The organism is Microbulbifer sp. ABE4_465 (genome assembly GCF_056160765.1).
Window position 1 is genome coordinate 130,322 of sequence record NZ_JBSWXV010000004.1, and the last position, 22,206, is coordinate 152,527.

The 22,206-nt window shown below is 58.4% G+C and carries 16 protein-coding genes and 1 tRNA gene; 9 read left to right on the plus strand and 8 right to left on the minus strand.

Annotation, left to right across the window (positions count from 1 at the left end; genetic code table 11):
• The first annotated feature begins 4 nt into the window (after positions 1 to 4).
• The gene (locus ACXAG1_RS09180; RefSeq protein ID WP_475091396.1) at positions 5 to 1,012 is read left to right on the plus strand and encodes a fumarylacetoacetate hydrolase family protein; all 1,008 of its coding nucleotides are present in this window, start codon (positions 5 to 7) and stop codon (positions 1,010 to 1,012) included.
• A gap of 108 nt (positions 1,013 to 1,120) precedes the next feature.
• On the opposite strand, the gene ACXAG1_RS09185 is transcribed toward ACXAG1_RS09180, so the two are convergent.
• Together ACXAG1_RS09185 and ACXAG1_RS09190 are read right to left on the minus strand one after the other, a co-directional pair.
• Positions 1,121 to 1,765, minus strand: a complete 645-nt coding sequence (locus ACXAG1_RS09185) for a DsbA family oxidoreductase (protein ID WP_475091397.1) — start codon at positions 1,763 to 1,765, stop codon at positions 1,121 to 1,123.
• Positions 1,766 to 1,838: 73 nt separating this feature from the next.
• Positions 1,839 to 2,687, minus strand: coding sequence for a carbon-nitrogen hydrolase family protein (locus ACXAG1_RS09190; protein ID WP_475119542.1), 849 nt, complete (start codon positions 2,685 to 2,687; stop codon positions 1,839 to 1,841).
• Positions 2,688 to 2,852: 165 nt separating this feature from the next.
• Between ACXAG1_RS09190 and ACXAG1_RS09195 the strand changes: the two genes are divergently transcribed.
• From ACXAG1_RS09195 to ACXAG1_RS09210, 4 genes are all read left to right on the plus strand, one after another.
• Positions 2,853 to 3,920 carry a transporter substrate-binding domain-containing protein gene (locus ACXAG1_RS09195; protein ID WP_475091399.1) on the plus strand — a complete coding sequence of 356 codons (1,068 nt, stop codon included), beginning with the start codon at positions 2,853 to 2,855 and terminating at the stop codon, positions 3,918 to 3,920.
• Between the two features lie 130 nt (positions 3,921 to 4,050).
• Entirely contained in the window at positions 4,051 to 5,841 is a 1,791-nt protein-coding gene (locus tag ACXAG1_RS09200) for a DUF885 domain-containing protein (protein WP_475119543.1), read from the plus strand.
• Between the two features lie 199 nt (positions 5,842 to 6,040).
• A complete protein-coding gene (locus tag ACXAG1_RS09205) occupies positions 6,041 to 6,514 on the plus strand; it encodes an Rrf2 family transcriptional regulator (RefSeq protein WP_475119544.1) in 474 nt (157 codons plus the stop codon).
• Complete coding sequence (locus ACXAG1_RS09210; RefSeq protein ID WP_475119545.1) at positions 6,501 to 7,412, plus strand: NAD(P)/FAD-dependent oxidoreductase; 912 nt, start codon at positions 6,501 to 6,503, stop codon at positions 7,410 to 7,412. The genes ACXAG1_RS09205 and ACXAG1_RS09210 overlap by 14 nt, the downstream gene beginning before the upstream one ends.
• A 37-nt stretch (positions 7,413 to 7,449) precedes the next feature.
• On the opposite strand, the gene ACXAG1_RS09215 is transcribed toward ACXAG1_RS09210, so the two are convergent.
• Genes ACXAG1_RS09215 through ACXAG1_RS09225 form a run of 3 tightly spaced genes read right to left on the minus strand, consistent with a single transcriptional unit; the run spans position 7,450 to position 12,530 of the window.
• Positions 7,450 to 8,238, minus strand: a complete 789-nt coding sequence (locus ACXAG1_RS09215) for a CLCA_X family protein (RefSeq protein WP_475119546.1) — start codon at positions 8,236 to 8,238, stop codon at positions 7,450 to 7,452.
• 6 nt (positions 8,239 to 8,244) lie between these two features.
• Positions 8,245 to 10,683: an ATP-dependent DNA helicase gene (locus ACXAG1_RS09220; protein ID WP_475119547.1), complete on the minus strand. Its 2,439-nt coding sequence runs from the start codon at positions 10,681 to 10,683 to the stop codon at positions 8,245 to 8,247.
• A gap of 17 nt (positions 10,684 to 10,700) precedes the next feature.
• Positions 10,701 to 12,530: a VRR-NUC domain-containing protein gene (locus ACXAG1_RS09225; RefSeq protein WP_475119548.1), complete on the minus strand. Its 1,830-nt coding sequence runs from the start codon at positions 12,528 to 12,530 to the stop codon at positions 10,701 to 10,703.
• Here ACXAG1_RS09225 and ACXAG1_RS09230 point away from each other — a divergent pair.
• A complete protein-coding gene (locus ACXAG1_RS09230) occupies positions 12,529 to 13,578 on the plus strand; it encodes a zinc-binding dehydrogenase (protein ID WP_475119549.1) in 1,050 nt (349 codons plus the stop codon). The genes ACXAG1_RS09225 and ACXAG1_RS09230 overlap by 2 nt on opposite strands.
• Before the next feature lie 99 nt (positions 13,579 to 13,677).
• Positions 13,678 to 15,366, plus strand: coding sequence for an alkaline phosphatase D family protein (locus ACXAG1_RS09235; protein WP_475119550.1), 1,689 nt, complete (start codon positions 13,678 to 13,680; stop codon positions 15,364 to 15,366).
• Between the two features lie 100 nt (positions 15,367 to 15,466).
• On the opposite strand, the gene ACXAG1_RS09240 is transcribed toward ACXAG1_RS09235, so the two are convergent.
• The gene (locus ACXAG1_RS09240; protein ID WP_475119551.1) at positions 15,467 to 17,719 is read right to left on the minus strand and encodes a TonB-dependent receptor; all 2,253 of its coding nucleotides are present in this window, start codon (positions 17,717 to 17,719) and stop codon (positions 15,467 to 15,469) included.
• A gap of 423 nt (positions 17,720 to 18,142) precedes the next feature.
• Between ACXAG1_RS09240 and ACXAG1_RS09245 the strand changes: the two genes are divergently transcribed.
• A complete protein-coding gene (locus tag ACXAG1_RS09245; protein WP_475119552.1) occupies positions 18,143 to 18,496 on the plus strand; it encodes a DUF488 domain-containing protein in 354 nt (117 codons plus the stop codon).
• Between the two features lie 387 nt (positions 18,497 to 18,883).
• Here ACXAG1_RS09245 and ACXAG1_RS09250 read toward each other — a convergent pair.
• A tRNA-Arg gene (locus ACXAG1_RS09250) sits at positions 18,884 to 18,960 on the minus strand.
• A gap of 415 nt (positions 18,961 to 19,375) precedes the next feature.
• Between ACXAG1_RS09250 and ACXAG1_RS09255 the strand changes: the two genes are divergently transcribed.
• A complete protein-coding gene (locus ACXAG1_RS09255) occupies positions 19,376 to 19,798 on the plus strand; it encodes a c-type cytochrome (protein WP_475091409.1) in 423 nt (140 codons plus the stop codon).
• 291 nt (positions 19,799 to 20,089) lie between these two features.
• Here ACXAG1_RS09255 and rep read toward each other — a convergent pair whose 3' ends face one another.
• The gene (rep, locus tag ACXAG1_RS09260) at positions 20,090 to 22,123 is read right to left on the minus strand and encodes a DNA helicase Rep (RefSeq protein WP_475119553.1); all 2,034 of its coding nucleotides are present in this window, start codon (positions 22,121 to 22,123) and stop codon (positions 20,090 to 20,092) included.
• Positions 22,124 to 22,206: the final 83 nt, after the last annotated feature.

The following is a 22,206-nucleotide window of genomic DNA, read 5'->3' on the forward strand; positions in this document are numbered from 1 at the left end:
CACAGTGAAGTTAGCCAGTCTGAAAAGCGGCCGCGACGGCAAGCTCGTCGTGGTCAGTGACGACCTGACCCGCATGGCGGATGCCAGCGAAGTCGCGCCCACACTGCAAAACGCCCTGGATAACTGGGCGAGCGTTTCTTCCCAGCTGGAAGACCTGCAGCAAAAACTCAACAGTGGTGACATCAAAGGCGAAACCTTTGATCAGGCCGGGTGTCACTCGCCGCTGCCGCGCGCGTACCACTGGGCGGATGGCTCCGCCTACGTGAATCACGTGGAGCTGGTGCGCAAGGCTAGAGGTGCGGAAATGCCGGAAAGCTTCTGGACCGACCCGCTGATGTACCAGGGCGGCTCCGATACCTTTCTGGCGCCGCGCGAGCCGGTAAAAATGCCGCAGTCCGAAGGCTTCGGTATCGACTTTGAAGCGGAGATCGCGGTGATCACCGATGATGTGCCTATGGGTGTCTCTCCGGAAGATGCGCTGCAACACATCAAACTGGTGATGCTGGTAAACGACGTATCCCTGCGCGGTCTGATTCCCAACGAATTGTCCAAGGGGTTTGGTTTTTATCAGTCCAAGCCGTCCAGCGCCTTCTCTCCGGTGTGTGTCACCCCGGAGCAGCTGGGCGACAACTGGAAAGACGGCAAGCTGCACCTGCCGCTGGTTTCCGAACTGAATGGCGAGAAGTTCGGTGAGCCGAACGCGGGCATCGACATGACCTTCCACTTCGGTCAGTTGATTGCGCACGCCGCCAAAACCCGCCCGCTGGGTGCCGGTACCATCATCGGTTCCGGCACCGTGTCGAACAAGCTCGATGGCGGCCCCGGCAAGCCGGTGAAAGAGGGCGGTGTGGGTTACAGCTGCATTGCCGAGATCCGCATGATCGAAACCATTAAGGACGGCAAGCCGAGCACCGCGTTTATGCAATTTGGCGACAGGATTGCAATCGAAATGCTGGATGAGAATGGAAAGTCTGTCTTCGGACGGATCGAGCAGGTTGTAGAACAGCAGTAAGTCCGCCTCACCCCTTGTAAATTAAAAAGGCCATCTGACGATGGCCTTTTTAATTTGTGTGGCTTAAGTTTGATCCGCCGATCGATTTTTCTCGATTTTTTTCTCAAACTATTCCAGCAATTGCTGGAGCATTCCCCTGAATACCGCCACTTCCTGCGCACCACTGATAACGTGTTCGCCGTTGAAGATGAACAGTGGAACAGCGCGTACCCCTTTGTCGACAATAGCTTGTTCCAGTTGGCGTACATCGTCGGCAAAAGCCTGCTTCGCCAGAACATCTCGCGCTGAATACGTGTTCATTCCCATCTTGCCCGCAGCGGCAATCAATATGTCAAAGCGGCTGATATCCTGTCGCTCGCTGAAAAACGACTCGAAAAGCTGCAAGCTCAGCGCGTTCTGTTTTCCTTCCCCTGCCGCCCAGTGCAGTAATTGATGGGCATGGAATGTGTTTACTATGCGCATATCGTCAAAGTAGTCGAAGGCGAAGCCCACATCCGCCCCGAGGGTAGTAAGCTGCTCCCGTGCGGCGATACTCTCTGCAGGCGTTGTGCCGTACTTTTCGGCAATGTGTTCGCGTAAATTCTGTCCTTCCGGCGGCATATCCGGATTCAGCTCGAAGGGCAACCAGTGGAAGGTCGGGACGATCGTGTCTGTGAAGTCATCCAGCGCTCTCTGTAACCGGTAGGTGCCGATCACGCACCAGGGACACACGACATCGGAAACAATATCGATACGTAGAGAAAGTTTCTGCATGTGCTTATCGCCTTTTTGCCGGCCTTTTCGCAACAAAATCTGAAAGGTAATGTAGAAGCCTAGCCGATGGCTTTCATAGCCGCCGCATCGACAATAACGGCATGCCGCGCCGCACTTTTTCCAGTTTTTCCGCGTGTAGCGTGGCGGTAATTACCGCTTCTCCCTCACCGGCCTCCGCCAGTACATCCCCCCAGGGATCGATGATTACCGAGTGCCCCCAAGTGCGGAGCCTGGGGGAGTGCTGCCCTCCCTGGTTGGCCGCGATCACGAAACAACCGTTCTCTATTGCCCGCGCTTTTAACAGGGTCAGCCAGTGGGCCTGCCCAGTCGTATGGGTGAACGCCGCGGGAACAACGATGACTTCGGCACCGGCAGTCGCAAGCGCGCGATAAAGCTCGGGAAAGCGAAGGTCAAAGCAGATGCTGAGACCCAGTTTCAGCCATGGCGTGTCAGCGATAGCGATCTCATCGCCCGGTTCAATACTGCTGGATTCCCGGTAACGGCCAGCGGCGTCATCAATATCCACATCGAATAGATGAATTTTGTCGTAGCGCGCGTGCAAGTGGCCGCCCTTATCGTAGACCAGGCAGGCAGAGCGGACGCGCTGTGCCTCGGTCGCACTTCCATCTGGCCTGTCCAACAGCGGGGTTGCACCGGCGATCACCCAAGTGCCCAGCTCCGCGGCCCAGCGTTGTAATGCGTGTTGTATGGGCTGGTCGTGGGGGCAGGCATTGCCCCTGGCGAGGGCTTCTGCCGCCGAGTAGCTGCCGGTATCGGCGAGATGTGCGAAGTTTTCCGGCAGCACAATCATCTGGGCGCCTTTATCCGCGGCTTTCTGTGCCAGCCTGAAGCCCTGAGCAAGGTTTGTTTTTACGTTTTCTCCGCTGATCATCTGCAGCGCAGCGACGGTTATATCTTTCAACAGCTCGTTTCCATGTGATTTGTTCCACAGCGGCACACTGCGCTGATAGGTGACGGCCCGGTATCTCACATCCTGGTTTAAAAGGGGCGTGAGTTTCTATGTTCTATGCTGTTCTGGTTCGATTTTTATAGTACAGGGTAAACTAGCTTGTTGCGAAAACCGCCTTTGCGTTGGATTGGTCTCTTCCTGTTGGTACTTGCAGCTGGCAATGCTTACGGCCAGTATGCTGCGGAAGTCAGGCAGGTAGATGTAGGTGTCTATTTGAGTCCGCCGTTTGTTATGCAGGAAGAAGAAAAACTTTCCGGTATGGCGCTTGACCTGTGGGAGGAAATATCCAGTAAACAGAATCTCGCCTCCGAGTATCGGGTCTATCCGGACATTAAGAGTCTGGTAGAGGCTGTGCAAAGGGGCGATATAGATGTGGCGATGACCAATCTGACCATTACCGAAGCCCGTGCGCGAAAAATTGATTTTACTCAACCGTGGTTTGACGCGGGCTTGCGGGTAATGGTGGGAAAAAAGCAGCGGACCAGCATTTCCGAAATACTGCAGGGCCTTAGAAAAACTGGAATGCTCGCAGGTTACCTGTGGATACTTGGGGTCATTCTTCTTGCCACACTTGTATTCACTCTGTTTGATCGAAAGTTTGATGCGGATTTTCCTCGACGCTGGCGCGATGGACTGGCCGAGAGTTTTTATGCAGTGATGTCGATTGCCACTTCCGGCAATACCCACCGTAAAAACCTGTTTGGTTGGGTCGGAAAAATCTGGGCGGGCATCTGGCTGGTATGCGGCGTTGCGGTTGTCTCGTTTGTAACCGCATCAATCACCAGCGTGATGACATCCCTGGCGCTCACCAGTCAGATCAATGGCCTGCGTGACCTTCCGGGAAAAACGGTGGGCGTGCTGTCCGGCAGTGTCGCCGAGGAGTATGTCCAGGAAAATGGTATCAGTAACCGCGCCTATGAAAGTACAGAGCAGACGGTCTCCGCACTGCGCGCCGGAGAGGTTGACGCGATCGTCGGAGATAGCCCGGTACTCGCCTACTTTGCATTTCAAAACCCCGAGTTGGGACTGCGCCTGGTAGGGAAGCTGTTTAATCCGGACAAGTACGCCTTTGCCGTGCCCAAGGGCAGCGCACTCGGCCGTCCCCTGAATGTTGAGATTATTGGCGCCCATGAAGAGGGGATAATCATGGATCTGCGGGAAGAATACTTCGGTACCCTGAAATAGCCGCGCGAGGACCGTCAGGACGCGACAGGTCTACGGATCAACCGGGTGACGTGCAATCTCGACGGTGCGATACCGTGATATGGTTAGCCGGCTAATCACTATCAAAGTACCACCGTTCGGGAGATCCTCGATGGCCAGCAATTCGACCGTGAAACCCGCGCTCATCCGGCGTGGACGTACCCTGTCTCTGATAGCCTGTTTCTGCGTACTGGCCGCGCCAGTTTGGGCCGCCTCACACAGCGAACAGTTGCAACAGGTGATCGACGATCACTGGCAGTTCTACCTGCAAGAAAATCCCACCACAGCCAGCCGTATGGGTGACAAGCGTTACAACGACCGGTTGCCGGGTGTATCCGGGAAAGACCGTGACCGCCGGCTGAAGGCAGAAAAGCAATTTGTTGCCCGGCTAGAGAATATCGATCGTGAGAAATTGAATGCGGATGCCAGGGTGAACCGGGATCTGCTGTTGTGGGTTCTGGAAAACTCTATTGAATCCAATGAGCTCTACCTGCAGCGCATACCGGTCAATACGTTTTACAGCTTCTGGAATACCGTGCTCAGTGCCAGCCGTGGACTGAATATGCCGCAGGTGTCGGACTACGAGGCGTACATCAGGCGGATTGAGCAAACCGGTCGTTTTTTTGATGAAAACATCGCAAATATGCGCAGGGGCATAGAGGATGGATTCGTCCTCCCAAAGATCGTGGTACAGGGAATTGCACCCACGGTACGCGCGCAGGTCTACGACGATCCCACCAGAAGCAGCCTGTACGATCCTTTGCGAAAATTCCCTGAGAGTTTTTCGAAAGCGGACAGGGAGCGACTGCAAAAGCGGGGCGCACAAGCGATTCGTGAGCAGGCGATCCCTGCATTCGATCGTGTGGCGACCTTTCTCGAGGGTGAGTATCTGAATGCCGCCACCGACAGTCTTGGTGCGGAGCAGTTGCCTGGAGGTAAGGCATACTACCGCCACGCCATTCGCACCTACGTCACCATGGATATGAACCCCGGGGAGATTCATAAAATCGGCCTCGCCGAGGTCAAACGTATCCGCGGTGAAATGCAACAGTTGATCGAAGACAGTGGCTTTGACGGCAGCTTTGAGGAGTTCACCGAGTTCCTGCGTACTGACCCGCAGTTTTATGCCAAAACGCCGGATGAATTACTGAAAGAAGCGTCCTATATCGCGAAGAAAATTGATTACCGCCTGCCGGAGTTCTTCGGCAAACTTCCGCGTCTTCCGTATGGTGTGGTACCGGTGCCCGACGAAATAGCCCCCAATTACACCACCGCTTCCTACAACCCGGCGGCGATCGGTGGAACCCGCGGTGGTGCCTACTGGGTAAATACCTATGCCCTGGATCAACGACCGCTGTACGAGCTGGTCGCGCTTACCCTCCACGAAGCGGTGCCCGGGCATCATTTGCAAGGCGCACTTTCACTGGAGCTGGAGAATGTGCCGGAGTTTCGGAAGAACCTGTATCTGAGTGCGTATGGTGAGGGTTGGGCACTGTATAGCGAGCGCCTGGGTGTGGAGATGGGCGTTTACGATACTCCGTACCAGCAGTTCGGACGCCTCAGCTATGAAATGTGGCGCGCGGCGCGCCTGGTGATCGACACCGGTATCCACTCCCAGGGCTGGAGCCGCCAGCAGGCGCTGGACTATCTCGCGGAAAATACCTCCCTGTCGGAAGGCAATGTACGCGCGGAAGTGGACCGCTATATTTCCTGGCCGGGGCAGGCGCTGTCTTACAAGATGGGCGAAATCAAAATTCGTCAGCTGCGCAAAAAAACCGAACAGCAACTGGGTAATCAATTCGACCTGCGAGACTTCCACGACGCGCTACTGGCGAACGGTGCCGTACCGATGGAGATGCTGGAACGGCAGATGGACCGATTTATTGCACAGAGCAGACAGTAACCTCAGCATCCAGGCCCTCGTGTCGCGGGGGCCCCAAATCACCCCGTGTACTGATCACCTACTTATCACCTACTTCCCGCAACCCACTTTGCCCACCTGAATACCTCGCTGGCGCCGGCTGGAAAGTTGACCCGTGAGACACGGGTTGCGCGCACCCATTTCATGTAATATTGTAAGTTACATGAAAAGAGACAGCAGATTGAGTGGAGTGCTGCACGTGCTCCTGCATATGGCGGAGTTTGACGGCCCGCTTACCTCCGAGGCCCTGGCCGGCATGATGCAGACCAATCCCGTGGTGATCCGCCGCATCCTGGCCGGGCTGCGCAAGGAGGGGCTGGTGCGCTCGGAAAAAGGCCACGGCGGCGGCTGGCGACTGGCCAGAGACCTGGAAGACGTCACCCTCTACGACATCCATCTGGCGCTGGGCGCACCCGGTGTTCTGGCCCTCGGGCACCGCACCGAAGCCCCCGGTTGTCTGGTGGAGCAGGCGGTCAACAGTGCCATGGGCGAAGCGTTTGATGCGGCCGAGGCACTGCTGCTGTCGCAGTTTCAGCAAATCACCCTGGCGTCACTGAGCCGGGATTTTCACCAGCGACTGGATCAGCGCGGCATTACCCGGCAGGCACTGAGCGAGGCCGCCCATATGAGGAACTGTAGTGATGGCGACGATTGATGGGACTGAGTTTGATGTAGCGATTGTCGGCGGCAGTTACGCCGGCATGAGCGCAGCCATGCAACTGGCGCGAGGGCACCGCAAGGTGCTGGTGGTGGATGGCGGCCAGCGACGCAACCGCTTTGCCGCACATGCGCACGGGGTGCTCGGTCAGGATGGTCGCGCACCGGCGGATATCGCCGAAGATGGCCGCGCGGAATTGTGGGAGTACCCCACCGTCAGCTGGGTGGAGGCAACGGTGGAGTCCGTCGACAAAGCGGGTGACGGTTTCCATCTGGTCACCCATGAAGGTAAGCGCTACCAGGCGGCGCGGCTGATTCTCGCCACGGGAGTGCGCGATGTGCTACCCGAGGTGCCCGGTTTACAGGAGCGCTGGGGCACCTCGGTTTTTCACTGCCCCTATTGCCACGGCTATGAACTGCAACGGCAACCCATCGGTGTGCTGGCGGTTGGTGAAGTATCCATGCATCACGCGCTGATGTTGCCGGACTGGGGACCGACGGTATTTTTCATCAATGAGTCGTTTGAGCCGGACGCGGAACAGCTTCGTCAACTCGCGAAACGCAATGTGTGTATCGAGCGCACGCCCGTGTCAAAAATTGACGGGGAACGAGCTAGCGTACACCTTGCGGATGGGCGCAAGTTTGATTTGGCCGGACTGTTTGTCGCTTCGCGACTAGAGCATCCGATGCCGCTGGCGGAACAACTCGGTTGTGCGTTTGAGGAGACGCCGGTGGGCCCGGTGATCCAGACCGACGCCATGCAGGCGACAACGGTTGCAGGTGTCTTCGCCTGTGGTGATGCAGCCCGCGGCGCGGGCAATGTGACTTTTGCCATGGCGGATGGCGCCATGGCCGGTGTAGCCGCGCACCGTTCGCTGATGTTTGAAGGTCTTTGACGAAACGGTTTTTACGCAGTGGAAAAACTAGCGCCTTCTACACGGATTGGATAAGTGCGCGTCCCAGGGCGGAAAAATACCGGCGGAAGGCTGCATTGATCCGCTCCCGCTGTGCTCCTCCGGGGTAAAGCCCCATCTTCGCCTCTTCCGTTGCCTTGGTGCCGGCCACCAGAAAATTATTGGAGATACTCGCGTCCTGCACAAAGGCCTCGAAGGCGCGGGCGCACATTTCCGCTGGGTCCGCGTAATAGATGCTGCCGTTGGCCCTGTCTGCGGCCCTGGATGCGCGAAACAGGTCGCTGGGGTTTTCCCCGCTTTCATCCAGCATCACCGCGCGGAAGCAGGCAAACAGCAGATCGTTGATCGGGTGGGGAATTGGTGTGGCGTCGCGCAGCCAGGCTTCGGAGGCAAACATATTGCCGGGTGTATCGCTGAAGGCTTTATCGGCCAGGTAGTGATCCAGTGCGTGAAACCACTCATGAGCAATGGCGCCGGGGCCGGCATTTTTTGCCAGGGCAAAGGTGCGTGAGCCGATTTCGTAGTGGGCTGAAATACCCGGGCGACCACCGCTGCCGTACTGAAACGCGAGGGTGCCGCGCAGGGATACCAGCAATTCCGGCCCCTGCAATATGGTCATCAGGTCCACCAGCGCATCGTAAAACAACCCTGCGGCACGGGCGTTTTCCGCCTCGGTCACCCAGCGCCCGATCTTGATACCGCGAAAGTCGAAACGCCTGCGCACATCGACAAAGCTCACGCGTTGCCCGCTATCCTGCTCGGTGCGCTGGTGGGGGCTGTGGCGATAAAATTTGCGGTCTAATACCATGGCGGATTAACGGGTTTTCCAGAATTGGTTGAGTGCGGCACCGAGCGCTTCGCCATTGTCGCAGATCCGGGGTTGCCAGTGTTGTGGATACAGGCTGCGATAAAACGGATCGGTAAAACGGTAGTCGGCCAAAATCACCACGCCGCGGTCACTCTCGCTGCGGATCACCCGCCCGGCCGTTTGCAGCACGCGGGTCAGGCCCGGGTATCGGTAGGCGATATCAAAACCGTTTTCTCTGCGCGCCGCACTGGCGCTGCGCAACAGTTCCTGCTCCTCGTTGACCTGGGGCAGGCCGGTGCCCACCACAATGGTACCCACCAGTTGCTCACCCGCGTAATCAATACCTTCACCAAAAATACCGCCCATAATCGCGAAGCCCAGACTTTCTCTGCCGGGTTGAAAACACTCGAGGAAACGGGCGCGCTGCTGTTCGGAACTGCCGGACTCCTGTTGTACCAGCGCAATTTCCGGAAAGCGCTCGGCGAAGGACTCGGCCACCTGCTGCAGAAAACGATAGGAGGGAAAAAAGACCAGATAGTTGCCGGGCCGGCTGTGAAAGGTGCGCGCAATCATATCCACCAGGGCACTGGTCGCGCCCTGGCGCGCGCGGTAGCGGGTATCCACGTAGGGACACACAAACAGCCCCATTTGCTCCGGATGAAACGGCGACGGCAGTTGCAGGTACGGCGATTCCGCCTGCAGGCCAAGCTGCCGGTACACAAAGTGCGCCGGGCGCAGGGTGGCGGAAAAGACGATTACACTGTGGAAAAGTCGGTAAGCCTGCTGCAAATATTCCGCGGCATTCAGGCACAGCCATTCGATTTCCTGTTCGTGCCAGCGGCTCTCGGGATTGCTGGAGCGCTGCGCGCGGGTGATATAGCGGTGTTCTTCGCCTGACAATTGTTCAATCGCCTGGAAGCGGAACAGGTTTTTCAGCCAGTCGGCGATGGCGTCCGGCGGCGGCTGTGCGGCCTCCCACAGCTGGTTGGCCACGGTCAGCACTTTCTGTATTGCGGTATTGATGGCCTGTGGCGTCTCGTCACTGGGCTGACTTATCCACAGCTCGGATTTTTCAGGTGCTGGCCCGGCCGGATGGTTTTGGCCTGTCCGAGATTCCCGCAGTTCGACAACCCATTTATCCAGCGCCCGTACCAGCGACTGTATCGCGCGGCGCAGGCTCGGGTGTGAACTTTTGCACTCGGCCGCCGCGCGGCGGCTGTCACTGCGCGTGAGCTTTGCGCTGTACATACCGCGCGCGCGATCCCCCAGATTGTGCGCCTCGTCCACCAGCAACGCGCGCCGCCGCAGTGTGTCCCGCAGATTGTGCATCTGCACCAGAGGGTCGAATACATAATTGAAATCACACACTACAAGATCCGCCCAAGGCAGCATCTGCAGCGAGAGTTCAAATGGACACAGCTGCAACCGGTCCGCTTCCTGTGCGATCACCTCGGGGGTGAGTAGCGGCTGTGCGAGCAGTGCCTGACGGGCTTCCGGCAGGCGATCATAGAATCCCCTGGTGCGCGGACAGACACCGTCCTCATCGCGGCTGCAAAGCCCGAGGCTGCAGGCGCAGGTTTTGTCGCGGGCCTGCAGTTCCAGCACGGAAAGTTTCAGTCCCTGCTGATGCAGTCGGCCTGCGGTTTCCCGCACCACCTGGCGGCCGGAATTTTTTGCGGTGAGATATACCAGCTGATCGAGACCGGTTTCTCCCATCGCCTTTACCGCGGGGAACAGGGTGCTGATGGTCTTGCCGATACCGGTGGGCGCCTCGGCCACCAGTTCACCGCCATCGCGCAGACAGCGGTAGGCCGCTACCGCAAGTTGCCGCTGGCCATCGCGATAGCGGCCGAATGGAAATTCCAGAGCCTGTGCCGATACGCGCACTGCGCTTTTATGTGCCTGCCAGCGTTGAAGCCACCGCACATATTGTGCAAGTGCCTCCCGGGAAAATTTTTCCAGCTCGCGCCAGGAAAATTCCTGTAACTCCGGATAGGTTTTTTTCTCTTTAAGGTTGTGCCAGAGCATCTGCAGCGCGACCGGTGTATCCGCGGAAAACTGCTGTTGCAGCCCGTAGCAGAAACCGTAAATTTTCAGCTGCGCCCAGTGCAGCGCGCGGGTGGATTCCGGCAACTTGTGCGGCGGCACATAGGTGGTTTTGATTTCATCCAGTTGCACTGGCCGGTGCAGGTCACTTTGCGGATGGAGAATATCCACACGGCCGCTGAGTACGACCGATACCCCGTCCTGTTCGATTTCAACCTGCAGGCGATATTCCGCTTCACTGCCTGCGAGGCGCTTTTTCTGCAGCTTCTGGTGTGCACGAATCCCTTCCTGAGCGGTGGGTCCTCCGGACTGGGTGGATACCAGGTCGCCATTGCGGCAGGCAAAATCCACCAGCTCGCCCACGGAAATCTGAATTTTTTCCGGTAGCGCTTCGCTCAAGGCTGTTTTTTCCGCGCTCAAGGCTGCCACTCCACATGCAGTACCCGGTGGGGGATCTGGTGTTTGGCAAAGTAGGCCAGCCAGCGCTGCTGGTTCTGCTGCAGGCGGTCACCGGGGCCTTTCACCTCCACAAGTTCGTAACCTGCGGACGCGGGAAACAGAATCAGGTCCGGCAGGCCACTGCGGTGGTGGGCAATATCGCCGAGCAGGCGACGAAAGATGGCCAGCCAGTGTTCCCTGGGAATCCGTTCCAGAGCCAGTGTCAGCAATGACTCTGGCAGCGCGTCCCAATGTATCAGCGGGTTGGCGATGCCGTATTTCTGGTGAAAGTGCTTCCATACCCATTTATCCAGGTCGCCATTTTCAAGTTCAGCGAGCCGCTGCTCGAAGGCGGCGCGACGCTGTGGATAGAAATCCGCGGTGCGGAAATCACTCGGGGCAATTTGAAAGGGATTGAAAAAGGCACCGGAAATCGGTGCGAACAAAATATCCCAGATGGCGAGGCCGAGCACGCCGTTAAACAGGGTATTTTCCACATAGTGACACTGACTCTCCGGCGCCGTTTGCGCCAGGTGCTCGGCGGCCAGCAGTTCGGCCCGCGCGCCGGTTTGTGCCAGTGCCACGGTTTCGGTGATCGGACTGTGCCGCCTTGGCGCGGGCCACTGATGGGCCGCGTCGGTCTTTTTTGCCGTGCGATGAGCAAAACTCTCGGCAAAGGTTCGCTCTGCCTCGTTGTACGGGGCAGTGAGAATTTCCGCACACAGTGCCAGGCCGCTCTGAATATCGCCGCGAGCCACCGCAATTCGTGCGCGCCGCTCCCGTGCCGGAGGACGATGGCACTGCCGGTATAGCTGGTCGGCTTCCTCCAGTGCCTCTAACCGCTCCAGCTGGCGCGCCAGTGTCAGACGTAATCTGTCCAGGCGCCGCTGCAGGGTGCCGTCACCATCTATCCCCCGAGGTAATTCGCCTGCAAGGATAGTGATGGCCTCTGTATCTGCCGCCAGCGCGGCCTCGGCCTGCTGCGCGCACTGGTAATAGCGCAGGTGCTGTTCCACTTGCGCCCGCGTCTGGAATGGCAGTTGCTCTCGTTCCAGTGGGTAGTGTTCGTAGCGAAAAAGTCCCAGGTCGCGCAACACATAGTCGGTCAGATCCTGGTTGAGGTTGCCGAAAAACAGCAGCTTGAAAGTGTCAAAGTGCTCCGCCGCTTGCACCGCCAGCAGAGGCTCCCTCGTCAATCTACGTTGAATTGTCGACGCGTCCTGCTTGCACAGAGCCTGCTCCACGGCCGGGCGCTTCAGGGATTTTGTCAGCGGCTCAAGACTGTGGGCGAGCAGCTCGTTTTTGGCAAACAGTGGCAGCAGTTCCTGCAATGGCAAAACCGGATTGCGCAGCAGCAGGCCGGCTTCAATCAATTCTTCGACGGCTGCGTCCAATTCACCGATCTCGCTGTAGGCAAGCTTGTGTTGCCTGAACAGGGCACCGGAAGAGGAAGGCACACCCTTGCGGGATAACAGCCGCACGTAGAGTCGCTGGCTATCCGGCTGCAGCCGTCGGAAAGCCTGGTAAAACCACTGCTCCTCCGCCGACAACAATTGCCCGTAGCGCGACACCACAAACTCCACCAGTGAGCGGAAATTGTCGAGGTAATAATCGGGTGTCAGTTCGGCAGGTTCGGCCATAGCGGAAGTGGGGTACTCGACGGGGGCGTTGCGTGATGCTGTATGGTTATACAGCATCGGCAGTGACGGGACAAACGTGGATGCGACCGTCTGGACATTCACCTTCTGCTGGTGGATATACCGATTGCCCGGTAGGCTGGGCGCTGGCCGAAAAGCAGGATTACACATGGCACAGACCGCTGAACAAGACACGATAAAAAGAAAGGTATGGCGCACGGATAAGGCCGGGGCCATCAATCGCCTGACCCTGCGGGAAGAGGCTCTGCTCCCGTTGCACGGAGAGCATATCCGTGTCGCGGTACGTGCAGTGGGCCTCAATTTCGCCGATATCTTCGCCCTGACCGGTCTCTATTCCGCAACTCCGCAGGGCAGTTTTATCCCCGGACTCGAGTTCGCGGGTGTTGTCACGGGCGTGGGTGCAGATGCGACGACGGAAATACAAGTCGGCGACCGGGTCTACGGCTGTACCCGCTTCGGCGGCTACGCCACCGTGGTAGATATCCCACCGCAACACTGCCGCAATATTCCAGATGACTGGAGCTTCGCTGAGGGGGCCGCCTTTCCGGCCCAGAGTCTGACCGCCTACTACGCACTGACCAGTCTGGGCGCGGTAAAACCCGGGCAGCAGGTGCTGGTACAGAGTGCCGCCGGTGGAGTCGGTTTGCAGGCCATGCGTATGGCGACAGCCATGAGGGCTGAACCTGTCGGCACGGTTGGCTCGGAAAGCAAACGGCAGTTTCTCGCTGAACAGGGGTTCAACGAAATCATCGTGCGCGGCAGTGACTTCGCCGGCCAGTTGAAGCGGCAATTAAATGGTCGGCCATTGCACTGTGTTCTTGACGGTATCGGCGGGGAAATTCAGAAACAGTCATTCGCCGCACTCGCGCCCACCGGCAGACTGGTGGTGTTCGGCGCAGCCGAATTTACCCCGGGTGACAAACCCAACTGGTTAAAAGCCGCCTGGTTGTTTATGAAGCGCCCCCGATACGATGTGATGGACATGATCAGTAGCAACAGATCCGTGTTGGCTTTCAACTTGATCTGGTTGTGGCAGGAACAGACACTTTTTGACGAACTTTTAGATGGTTGTGCCGCGCTAGGATTACCTGCACCCCATATAGGTCACGAATTTGCGTTTACCCAAGCCCATGCCGCGATCGAACAGCTGCGCAGTGGTCGCACTATGGGAAAGGTAGTGCTGAACATCGGCAAATAGTTTCCTTATCCGGGTACGCTTTCCATTTTATTTTTCCTTTTCTGTCATAAAGTTGCGCTAGGCTCGCGGGCCAGATTTCATCATCAGGGAGCCGTCATCGTGACCAACCTCAAGCGCCGCAGCTTTATCAAGGCAGCGCTCGCCACCACCGGCAGTGTTGCCGTATCCACACCACTGCAGGCCATGAGCCGGCCGGAATTACCGTCCAACATTTCCTTTGATTACGGCGTGGCCAGTGGTGATCCCCTGCACGACGCGGTGATCTTATGGACGCGGGCGACACCGCTGGATGCCAATCCCAGCGGCCCGATAAAAATTACCTGGGAACTGGCGGAAGACGCGAGCTTTATCCGCGTACTGCGTGCCGGCACAGTGGAAACCAACCTGGCCCGGGACTATACCGCCAAGGTGGATGTGCGCGGCCTGAAGCCGGATACCCGTTATTACTATCGCTTTAGCGGTGCCAGTGAGCAGAGCCCGGTCGGTCGCACCAAAACCTTGCCAGAGGATGATGTTGATCAGGTAAAACTGGCGATTTTCTCCTGCTCCAACTATCCCGCGGGCTATTTCAATGTGTATCAGCTGGCCGCCCAGGCGGATGACTGGGATGCGGTACTGCACCTTGGTGATTACATCTACGAATACGGCGATGGCGGCTATGCCACGCAGAACGCCGCAAAAATCGGCCGCGCGCTGCCGCAAGACAACAGTGGTGAGATCCTGACGCTGACGGACTACCGCAAACGCTACGCACTCTATCGCACCGATGCGGGCCTGCAGGCTTTGCACGCCGCCGCGCCGTTTATTGCGGTGTGGGATGACCACGAGGTGACCAACGACACCTGGAAAGACGGTGCGGAAAATCACAGTGCCGATGAGGGGGATTTCTATTCCCGTCGCGCCGCCGCGGTGCAGGCGTACTACGAGTGGTTGCCCATCCGCCCACCCATGGGTGAGACCAATCCCCAGATTTACCGCAGCTTCCAGTTTGGTGATCTGCTGGATCTGCATATGCTGGACACCCGGGTAATCGGTCGCGATCAGCAGCTGCAGTTTGCCAACTACATGGACGAGAAAGGGAATTTTGATACCCGCGCATTCAGTCTGGATGTGGCGAGTCCAAGCCGCACCCTGTTGGGGGAGGAGCAGCGCAAGTGGCTGCGCAAGACGTTGGCCCGCTCCAAGGGCCAGTGGCAGGTACTGGGCCAGCAGGTACTGATGGGCCGTATGCATTTGCCGGTGGAGCTGATGACCAGCTTCTACCGTGGCGGAGACAAAAACCTGACCGCGGAGCTGATTGGACTGAAAGCCGCAAGCCTGCGCGGTGAGCAGCTCAGCGAACAGCAGCAGCAACGGCTGCAAAACGCCGTGCCTTACAACCTCGATGCCTGGGACGGCTATGCGGTGGAGCGGGAAACCCTGTACCAGCAGGTGCGTGAGCAGGGTAAGAATCTGGTGGTGGTCGCCGGAGATACCCACAACGCCTGGTATAACCACCTGAAAGACAACGATGGCCGCATGGTGGGCCTCGAATTCGGCACGCCCAGTGTGACTTCGCCGGGTATGGAAACCTATCTGAAACTGGATGAACGGTCCGCGAAAGAGCTGGCGCGGGGCATGTCGGTGCTGGTGGATGATCTACAGTACTGCAACCTGCACCAGCGGGGTTTTATGGCGCTCACCTTCCGCCGCGATGGCATCGAAGCGGAGTGGAAATATATCGACAATATCGACAGCACCGAGTTTGCCGAGGTCGACAGCCACCGGGTGACACACAAACTGGTGTAGCTTCCCGATCGGCAATTTATTCTGTCGCAAACGAAAAAAGCCAGCACCGGGGTGCTGGCTTTTTTTGTGGTCTGGCGTCTGGACTTCGCCAGGCAGGGAATCAGAAAGCGCCGAAACGCTTGTTGAATTCCACACTGACCGTACGCGGTGCACCCTCGATGTAGGTGGGGAAGCCGAAGGCGCCGCCGGTATTGCCCGCGTCCATGATGTACTCCTCGTCCAGCAGGTTACTGGCCGCCAGGGTAAGAGCCCAGTTGCGATCACTGGCGGCAATGCCCGCGCGCAGACTCAGCAGATCCACCGCATCTTCCTCATATTGATTGGCAATATCGAAGTAGACGGAAGAGCGATAACTCCAGTTGCCGCTGCTGGTGAACAGCAGTGCGCTATTGATCGGTCTTTCATACACGTAGCCCAGTGCGGCAGTCAGCTCCGGCTGCAGGCGGAACTGGTTGCCGGCATAGGTCCCGTTGCCGGAATCGTCATCGATACCCGCATCAATCCACGCGGCGTTGGCCAGGACCTGCAGCTGATCGGTGGGGTACCAGCGCAGTTCCGCTTCCACACCGGTGTTGGTCGCGGAGCCCGCATTTTCCGTGCGGCTCTGGCCGCTTTCCTGATCCACCACGTTGACCTGAAAATTTTCGTAATTCTGGTAGAAAGCCGCCAGGGTGTAATCCAGTGGTGTATCGCCCAGGCGCCCCTTGATACCCAGCTCGTAGTTGTCGATCTCCTCTGAAGGCAGAATGCTTTCGCTACCGGAGGACATATCCACAATTTCAGAGCGTTCGCCGCGGGACACGGTGCCGTAAACATTCATGTTGTCGCTGACGCTGTAGAGCAGGTTGAAGCGCGGCAGCACGGCGGAGTTGTCGGTATCCCCCTGAATGAGGATGCCATCGGTGTTGGGCAGCAGGCCGAAGAAAAGGTCGCTGTCGATGCCCAGAGCTGCGAGCAGCATGGAATTGGGCAGGGTGCTGACATAGCCGGACTCGCGCTCTTCCTGCACCAGTCGTACGCCGGCGGTGGCCTCGAGACGTGGGTTGATCTGATAGGCGACGTCCGCGAACAGGTTGAGATTGCTGTTGTCGGCGGTATTGGTGAATTCGCTTTCATACAGCAGCTCAGACACAGCGCCGCCAGTGAGCAGGGCGGTGGTATCGGCGTTACACTCCGGAATGCCAGCAGCGGCGAGACCGCCGGAGCAGCTCAGGAAGGTGCCTTCGTCGCTGGCGTAACCCACCGACTGTTGCGCGCTCTCTGCGAAATAGCTGGCGCCGACAAAGCCGTTGATCTTGTCACCGCTGAAATTCAGGCGCAGTTCGTGGCTGGTCTGGTCACCGCTGGCGTCTTCGGAGAAGTTCAGCATCTCGAACCCGGTGCCGTCAGCATCGAAGGCTTCCAGGGAGTCGTAATCGCGCTGCGCGCCGATATAGGTGAGCGCGAGCTGATCGTTCAGATCCCAGCTGATCGTCGCATTGAAATCACTTACGGTGCGGTCCACACCCACGTCGTTCATGCCCAGTACGTTATTGTCCGGCACACTGAGGGCGGCGTTGTCGCTGAACAACAGCTCGCGGCTGACAAACGCCGTACCGGGATCGGTGGCTTTATCGTGGTTGTAGACCAGGTCAATGGTCAGATCGTCGCTGGGGGTGATGCGCAGGCTCGGGCGAAACGCCTGGCGTTCATAGCCGTTCAGATCCGCCTCGCCGCTGGTATTTTCCACGTAGCCGGCGCGCTCGCGACTGGAAAAGGCCACGCGCCCCTGAATTGTCTCGTTGCCGCCGGTCACCATGCCCTCGACCTTTTGCATATCGAAGTTGCCCGCTGCCACACTCAGCGACGAGGCAAATTCCTGCTGGGGCTTTGCGGTGATAAAACTCATGGCGCCGATGGAGGCCGCGGTGCCGAACAGAGTAGCCTGAGGGCCCTTCACCACCTCGATACGCTCCATGTCGTACACCTCGAAGTAGGAGGCGCGGGAGCGCGACACATCGGTGCCGTTCAGGTACACCGAAACCCGCGCGGCACCTGGCGCGCTGCCGTCGTCCGAGGTGAGACCGCGGATCACATAGCCGTTGTTGTTGACGCTCTGCTGCTGCACCACCAGGCCGGGCACCATATCCGACAGGGTGTCGAAGCGGTCGATACCCAGCGCTTCCAGGGTATCGCCATCCAGGCTGCTGATGGTTACCGGCACGTCCACAATGGACTGCGCACGTTTTTGCGCGGTGACAATCACTTCTTCAATTGCTTCCGGCGCAGTCTGCGCCAGCGACGGCGCGGCGGAGGCCGCGATCAGGGTAGCGAGAATGGAAACGGGAAATTTCTTCCTGAAAAGCTGATTCATGATAACTCCGGCTTTTTTCGTGAGTGTGCAAAAGCCGGATGTTAGAGAGGAAATGCGTCGGCGCTGTGACTGGAGCATGACATTCGTTCGCAGTAGCCGTGGTCCACGGCAGGGCGATGACTGGCGTTATTTTGATCGCCGCGCCCGTGGCGACGACCCCGTTGGGCTGGTGAGAGATATCCAGCAGATATTCACAGGTCTACCCCGGAAAACTGTGGGGAACTTCATTGTGGATAACTGTGTGCGCAGGCAGGGATAGGTTCTCGCTACCTTCGAATAGCCCGTATCTTCAGTCTGTTTGACCAGTGCGATGGGAAAGTCGCTGAACAGCCTGTCGACTGCCACTGCAGTCAGGTGGCCGTAAGCGCATTGAAAGGCTACAACGCCGTGTAGGGGAGTCGATACACTGAGGAGGCCGAAAGAATGCAGGTTGAAATATGTCACATATACGAAGACGGGACTTCCGGAGGCTATCGCGTCCTGGTAGACCGCTTGTGGCCGCGTGGGATCTCCAAGGAGGAGGCGAATCTGGATGATCACTGGAAGAGCCTGGCGCCCAGCGATGAACTCCGGCAGTGGTTCGACCACGATCCCGAGAAATGGGGAAGCTTTCGGAAAAAATATCTCTCTGAATTAAAACAGAATAAAGACGAAGTCAAAGCGCAGTTGGAAGAAGTTTCCGGTGAGCCGCTGGTACTGCTCTACGGTGCCAAGGATGAAGAACATAATCACGCGCGTGTTCTGAAAGAGTATATTGAGAAGCTTAAATTTGAGTAAGTGGAGCTGGCGGTAGTGGAGAAGGGGGTGAGTTTTGAATGTTGAACTGTCCGCACCGGTTTTCCGCTGTAGAGAGGAAGAGGCCATTTTTTATGAACGGCTATCGGCGCTTGCGGGCTGTGAGAAAGTTGTGGTCTGTACACAATGTGTCGCGGTAACGATAGGGGATGATTGTGCAGCTAGGGCACTGGATGAACTTGGGGAGATTTGTGCTATCTGGAATCTGAGTTTTGAAAGGATCAGTGAGCGGGAGGATTAGCTTCGCCCTTTGGGCTCGCTGCTCTCCGGCGCTGTGCGCCTGCGAGTCGAACCTGGGAATTGGGCAAAACCCTGGGACTTGGGACTATATAAAAGAAAGGCCACCCGTTGGGTGGCCTTTCTTTTATATGGCCCGCCCCAGAGGATTCGAACCTCTGACCTTCGCCTCCGGAGGGCGACGCTCTATCCAGCTGAGCTAGGGGCGGAAAACTCTGATTTTAAATTCGCGTCGTGCCTGAGTCAGGGCGGGAAGCCTGCGGCTTCCAGCGACGCTCCCCTCGCTTTGCTCGGGACCGGCCACCCATCACAGATGGGTGTCGTTCGGCTGCGCGCAAGGCGATGCCTTGCAAGCGCTTGCCTCACCCAGCTGAGCTAGGGGCGGAAAACTCTGGCCTTCACAGCCAAATCGGCGCCAAATCAATGAGTTAGACACTTTAGGCGCGGACGCGGATTATACAGAAGGGCCGTGGCAGGGCAAAGGAAATTGGGGGATTGGTCCGGTTATGGTGCACGGGCCTTCGCAGGGGGCGGCGCTATGCTTATAATGCGCGGCTGTTCAGAAGAGGTTTATGGCGAATTCGCCGGAATCTACGGGCCGGCTTGGGCCTTTAGGGGGAATGGATGAAAGGTGTAGTTAGTTTTATCGCGGCGCTGGCCGTAGCGGCTGGCGCGGCAATGGCTGTGGCCCAGTCTTCTGTAGATGAAGAAATTGCGCAGCGCATTGCACCGGCGGGCGAGACCTGCATGAAGGGCGATCCCTGTGCGGCGGCAGCGCCGGCGGCGGCAGCGTCTTCCGGTGGCGCGCGCAGCGGCAGCGATGTGTACAGCGCCCACTGCGCAGCCTGTCACGCAACTGGCGCGGCCGGCGCTCCGAAAATGGGCGATGCCGGTGCCTGGAGCCCGCGCGTAGCCAAGGGTATGGACACGCTCTACACCCACGCCATCAACGGCTTCAACGCCATGCCGGCGAAGGGTCTGTGTATGACCTGTTCCGACGATGAAGTGAAGGCTGCCGTTGACCATATGGTGGAAGGCAGCAAGTAAGCGACTGCTTGCTTACTGAATGAAAAAGCCGCTCACTGAGCGGCTTTTTTGTGTGCGTGATTTGGCGCTGTCGGTTCCCCCGCTACCGTCACACCGGCGCAGGCCGGTGTCCAGTGGCTGGATGCCGGATCGAGTCCGGCATGACGAGGTGAGTGTTTTTTGGTGAGTGCTCAGTCACTCGGGCCGTCCCTGGTCGGTGAGCCGCATCACCTCGCCCTTCGGGCAGCCTTCGGCTGTGCTAAACGGCGTTCCGGCCGCTCCAGGTATTCACGGCGCCTTCGGCCCTGCCGTTTAGTCAAACATGCTGAGCAGCGACCCCAGCGTCTCCGCACCCTTGGCCTGATTCTGCTCCGGGCTCGCCTTGCCAAACCCTTCAAAAATACAGTCCTCCTCTGGCAGCTCTTCGAGAAAGCGGCTGGGAGTGGTGTCCTGGTTTTCGCCGAACATCTTGCGCTTGCCCGCCAGGGTCATGGTCAGGGTGCGCTGGGCGCGGGTGATGCCCACGTAGGTGAGGCGGCGTTCTTCCTCGATGTTGTCGTCTTCAATGCTGTTGCGGTGGGGCAGCAGGTTTTCCTCCATGCCGATCATAAATACATGGGGGTATTCCAGGCCCTTGGAGGCGTGCAGGGTCATCAGGCTGACCTTGTCGGTGGCTTCCTCTTCTTCCTGGCGGTCGAGCATGTCGCGCAGGATCAGTTTGGAGATGGCCTGTTCCAGGCGCACGTCCTGCTCCAGCTCGTCGTCGGTGCCTTCCATGGTTTTCATCAGGCTGTCGAGCAGCCAGTAAACGTTTTCCATGCGCTTCTCGGCGACCTTCTCACTGCTGGCGTTCTGGGACAGCCAGCCGGCGTAGTCGATATCGTCGAGCATCTCGCGCAATGCGCTTTCCGGACTGTTGTCGCGACAGTTGCGTGCCACGCCGTCTAACCAGTGGGCGAAGCGGTTGAGGCGCTCGTAGCCCGCTTCGGTGATGTGTTCCTTGAAGCCCAGCTCCGAGCAGGCGCTCAACATGGAGATCTCGCGGCCCTTGGCGTAGTTGCCCAGCGCCTCCAGGCTGCTGGTGCCGATCTGTCGGCGCGGGGTGTTGATGATACGCAGGAAGGCGTTGTCGTCGTCCGGGTTGACCAGCAGGCGCAGGTAGGACATCACGTCCTTGATCTCGGCGCGGGCGAAGAAGCTGGTGCCGCCGGAGAGCTGGTAGGGGATCTGGTTTTCCTGCAGTTTCATCTCGATCAGGCGCGCCTGGTGGTTGCCCCGGTAGAGCACCGCGAAGTCCTTGAACTGGCAGCCGCGGCGGGCCTTCTGCAGGAAGATTTCGTTGGCGACGCGCTCGGCTTCCTCGTTCTCGTTGGCCACCTTGAGCACGCGGATTTCGTCACCCAGGCCGCGGTCGGACCACAGGGCCTTGTCGAACTCGTGGGGGTTGTGGGCGATCAGGTGGTTAGCCACCTTGAGGATACGGCTGGTGGAGCGGTAGTTCTGTTCCAGCTTGATCAGGCGCAGGTTGGGGTAGTCCTGCTTCAGCTGGCTCATATTCTCCGGGCGCGCACCGCGCCAGGCGTAGATGGACTGGTCGTCGTCACCCACCACGGTGAGGCCGCCGCCAGTGCCCACCAGCATTTTCACCAGCAGATACTGGGAGCTGTTGGTGTCCTGGTATTCATCCACCAGCAGGTAGCGGATCTTGCGGCGCCAGCGCTGCAGCAGCTCGGGATCTGTGTCGAACAGTTGCACCGGGATCATGATCAGGTCGTCGAAGTCGACGGAGTTGTAGGCCTTGAGGGCGTCGCAGTAGCGCCCGTAGGCCACCGCCATGGCCTGCTCGCCGGGGCTCTGGGCGGTTTCCAGGGCCTTCTTCGGCGGCAGCATGTCGTTCTTCCAGTTGGAGATCTGGTTCTGCACCCGGTCCAGCAGGTCGGTATCCAGGTCGCCGTCGCGCAGCATCAGCTCCTTGATCAGGCCGCGGGCGTCTTCCGAGTCAAAGATCGAGAAGCCGGGTTTGAAGCCGGCGGCGCGGTATTCCTTGCGCAGAATATTCAGGCCCAGATTGTGGAAGGTGGACACGGTGAGACCGTGGGAGGCCTTGGATTTTTTGCCGTCGGGGCCGGTAATCAGCTTGCCCACCCGCTCTTTCATCTCCCGCGCGGCCTTGTTGGTAAACGTCAGGGCCGCGATATTTCGTGCCTGATAGCCGCACTGTTCGATCAGATAGGCGATTTTCCGTGTGATTACGCTGGTTTTGCCGGAACCGGCGCCGGCCAGTACCAGGCAGGGACCATCGATGTATTTGACTGCTTCCGCCTGGCGCGGATTGAGTTTGGTCATGGGTACAACTGCAGTGGAAGAGACGGAAAAGGACGAAGGGCGGATTCTATCAGCCGGAACATAAATTGGCTGCGTCGCGCTGT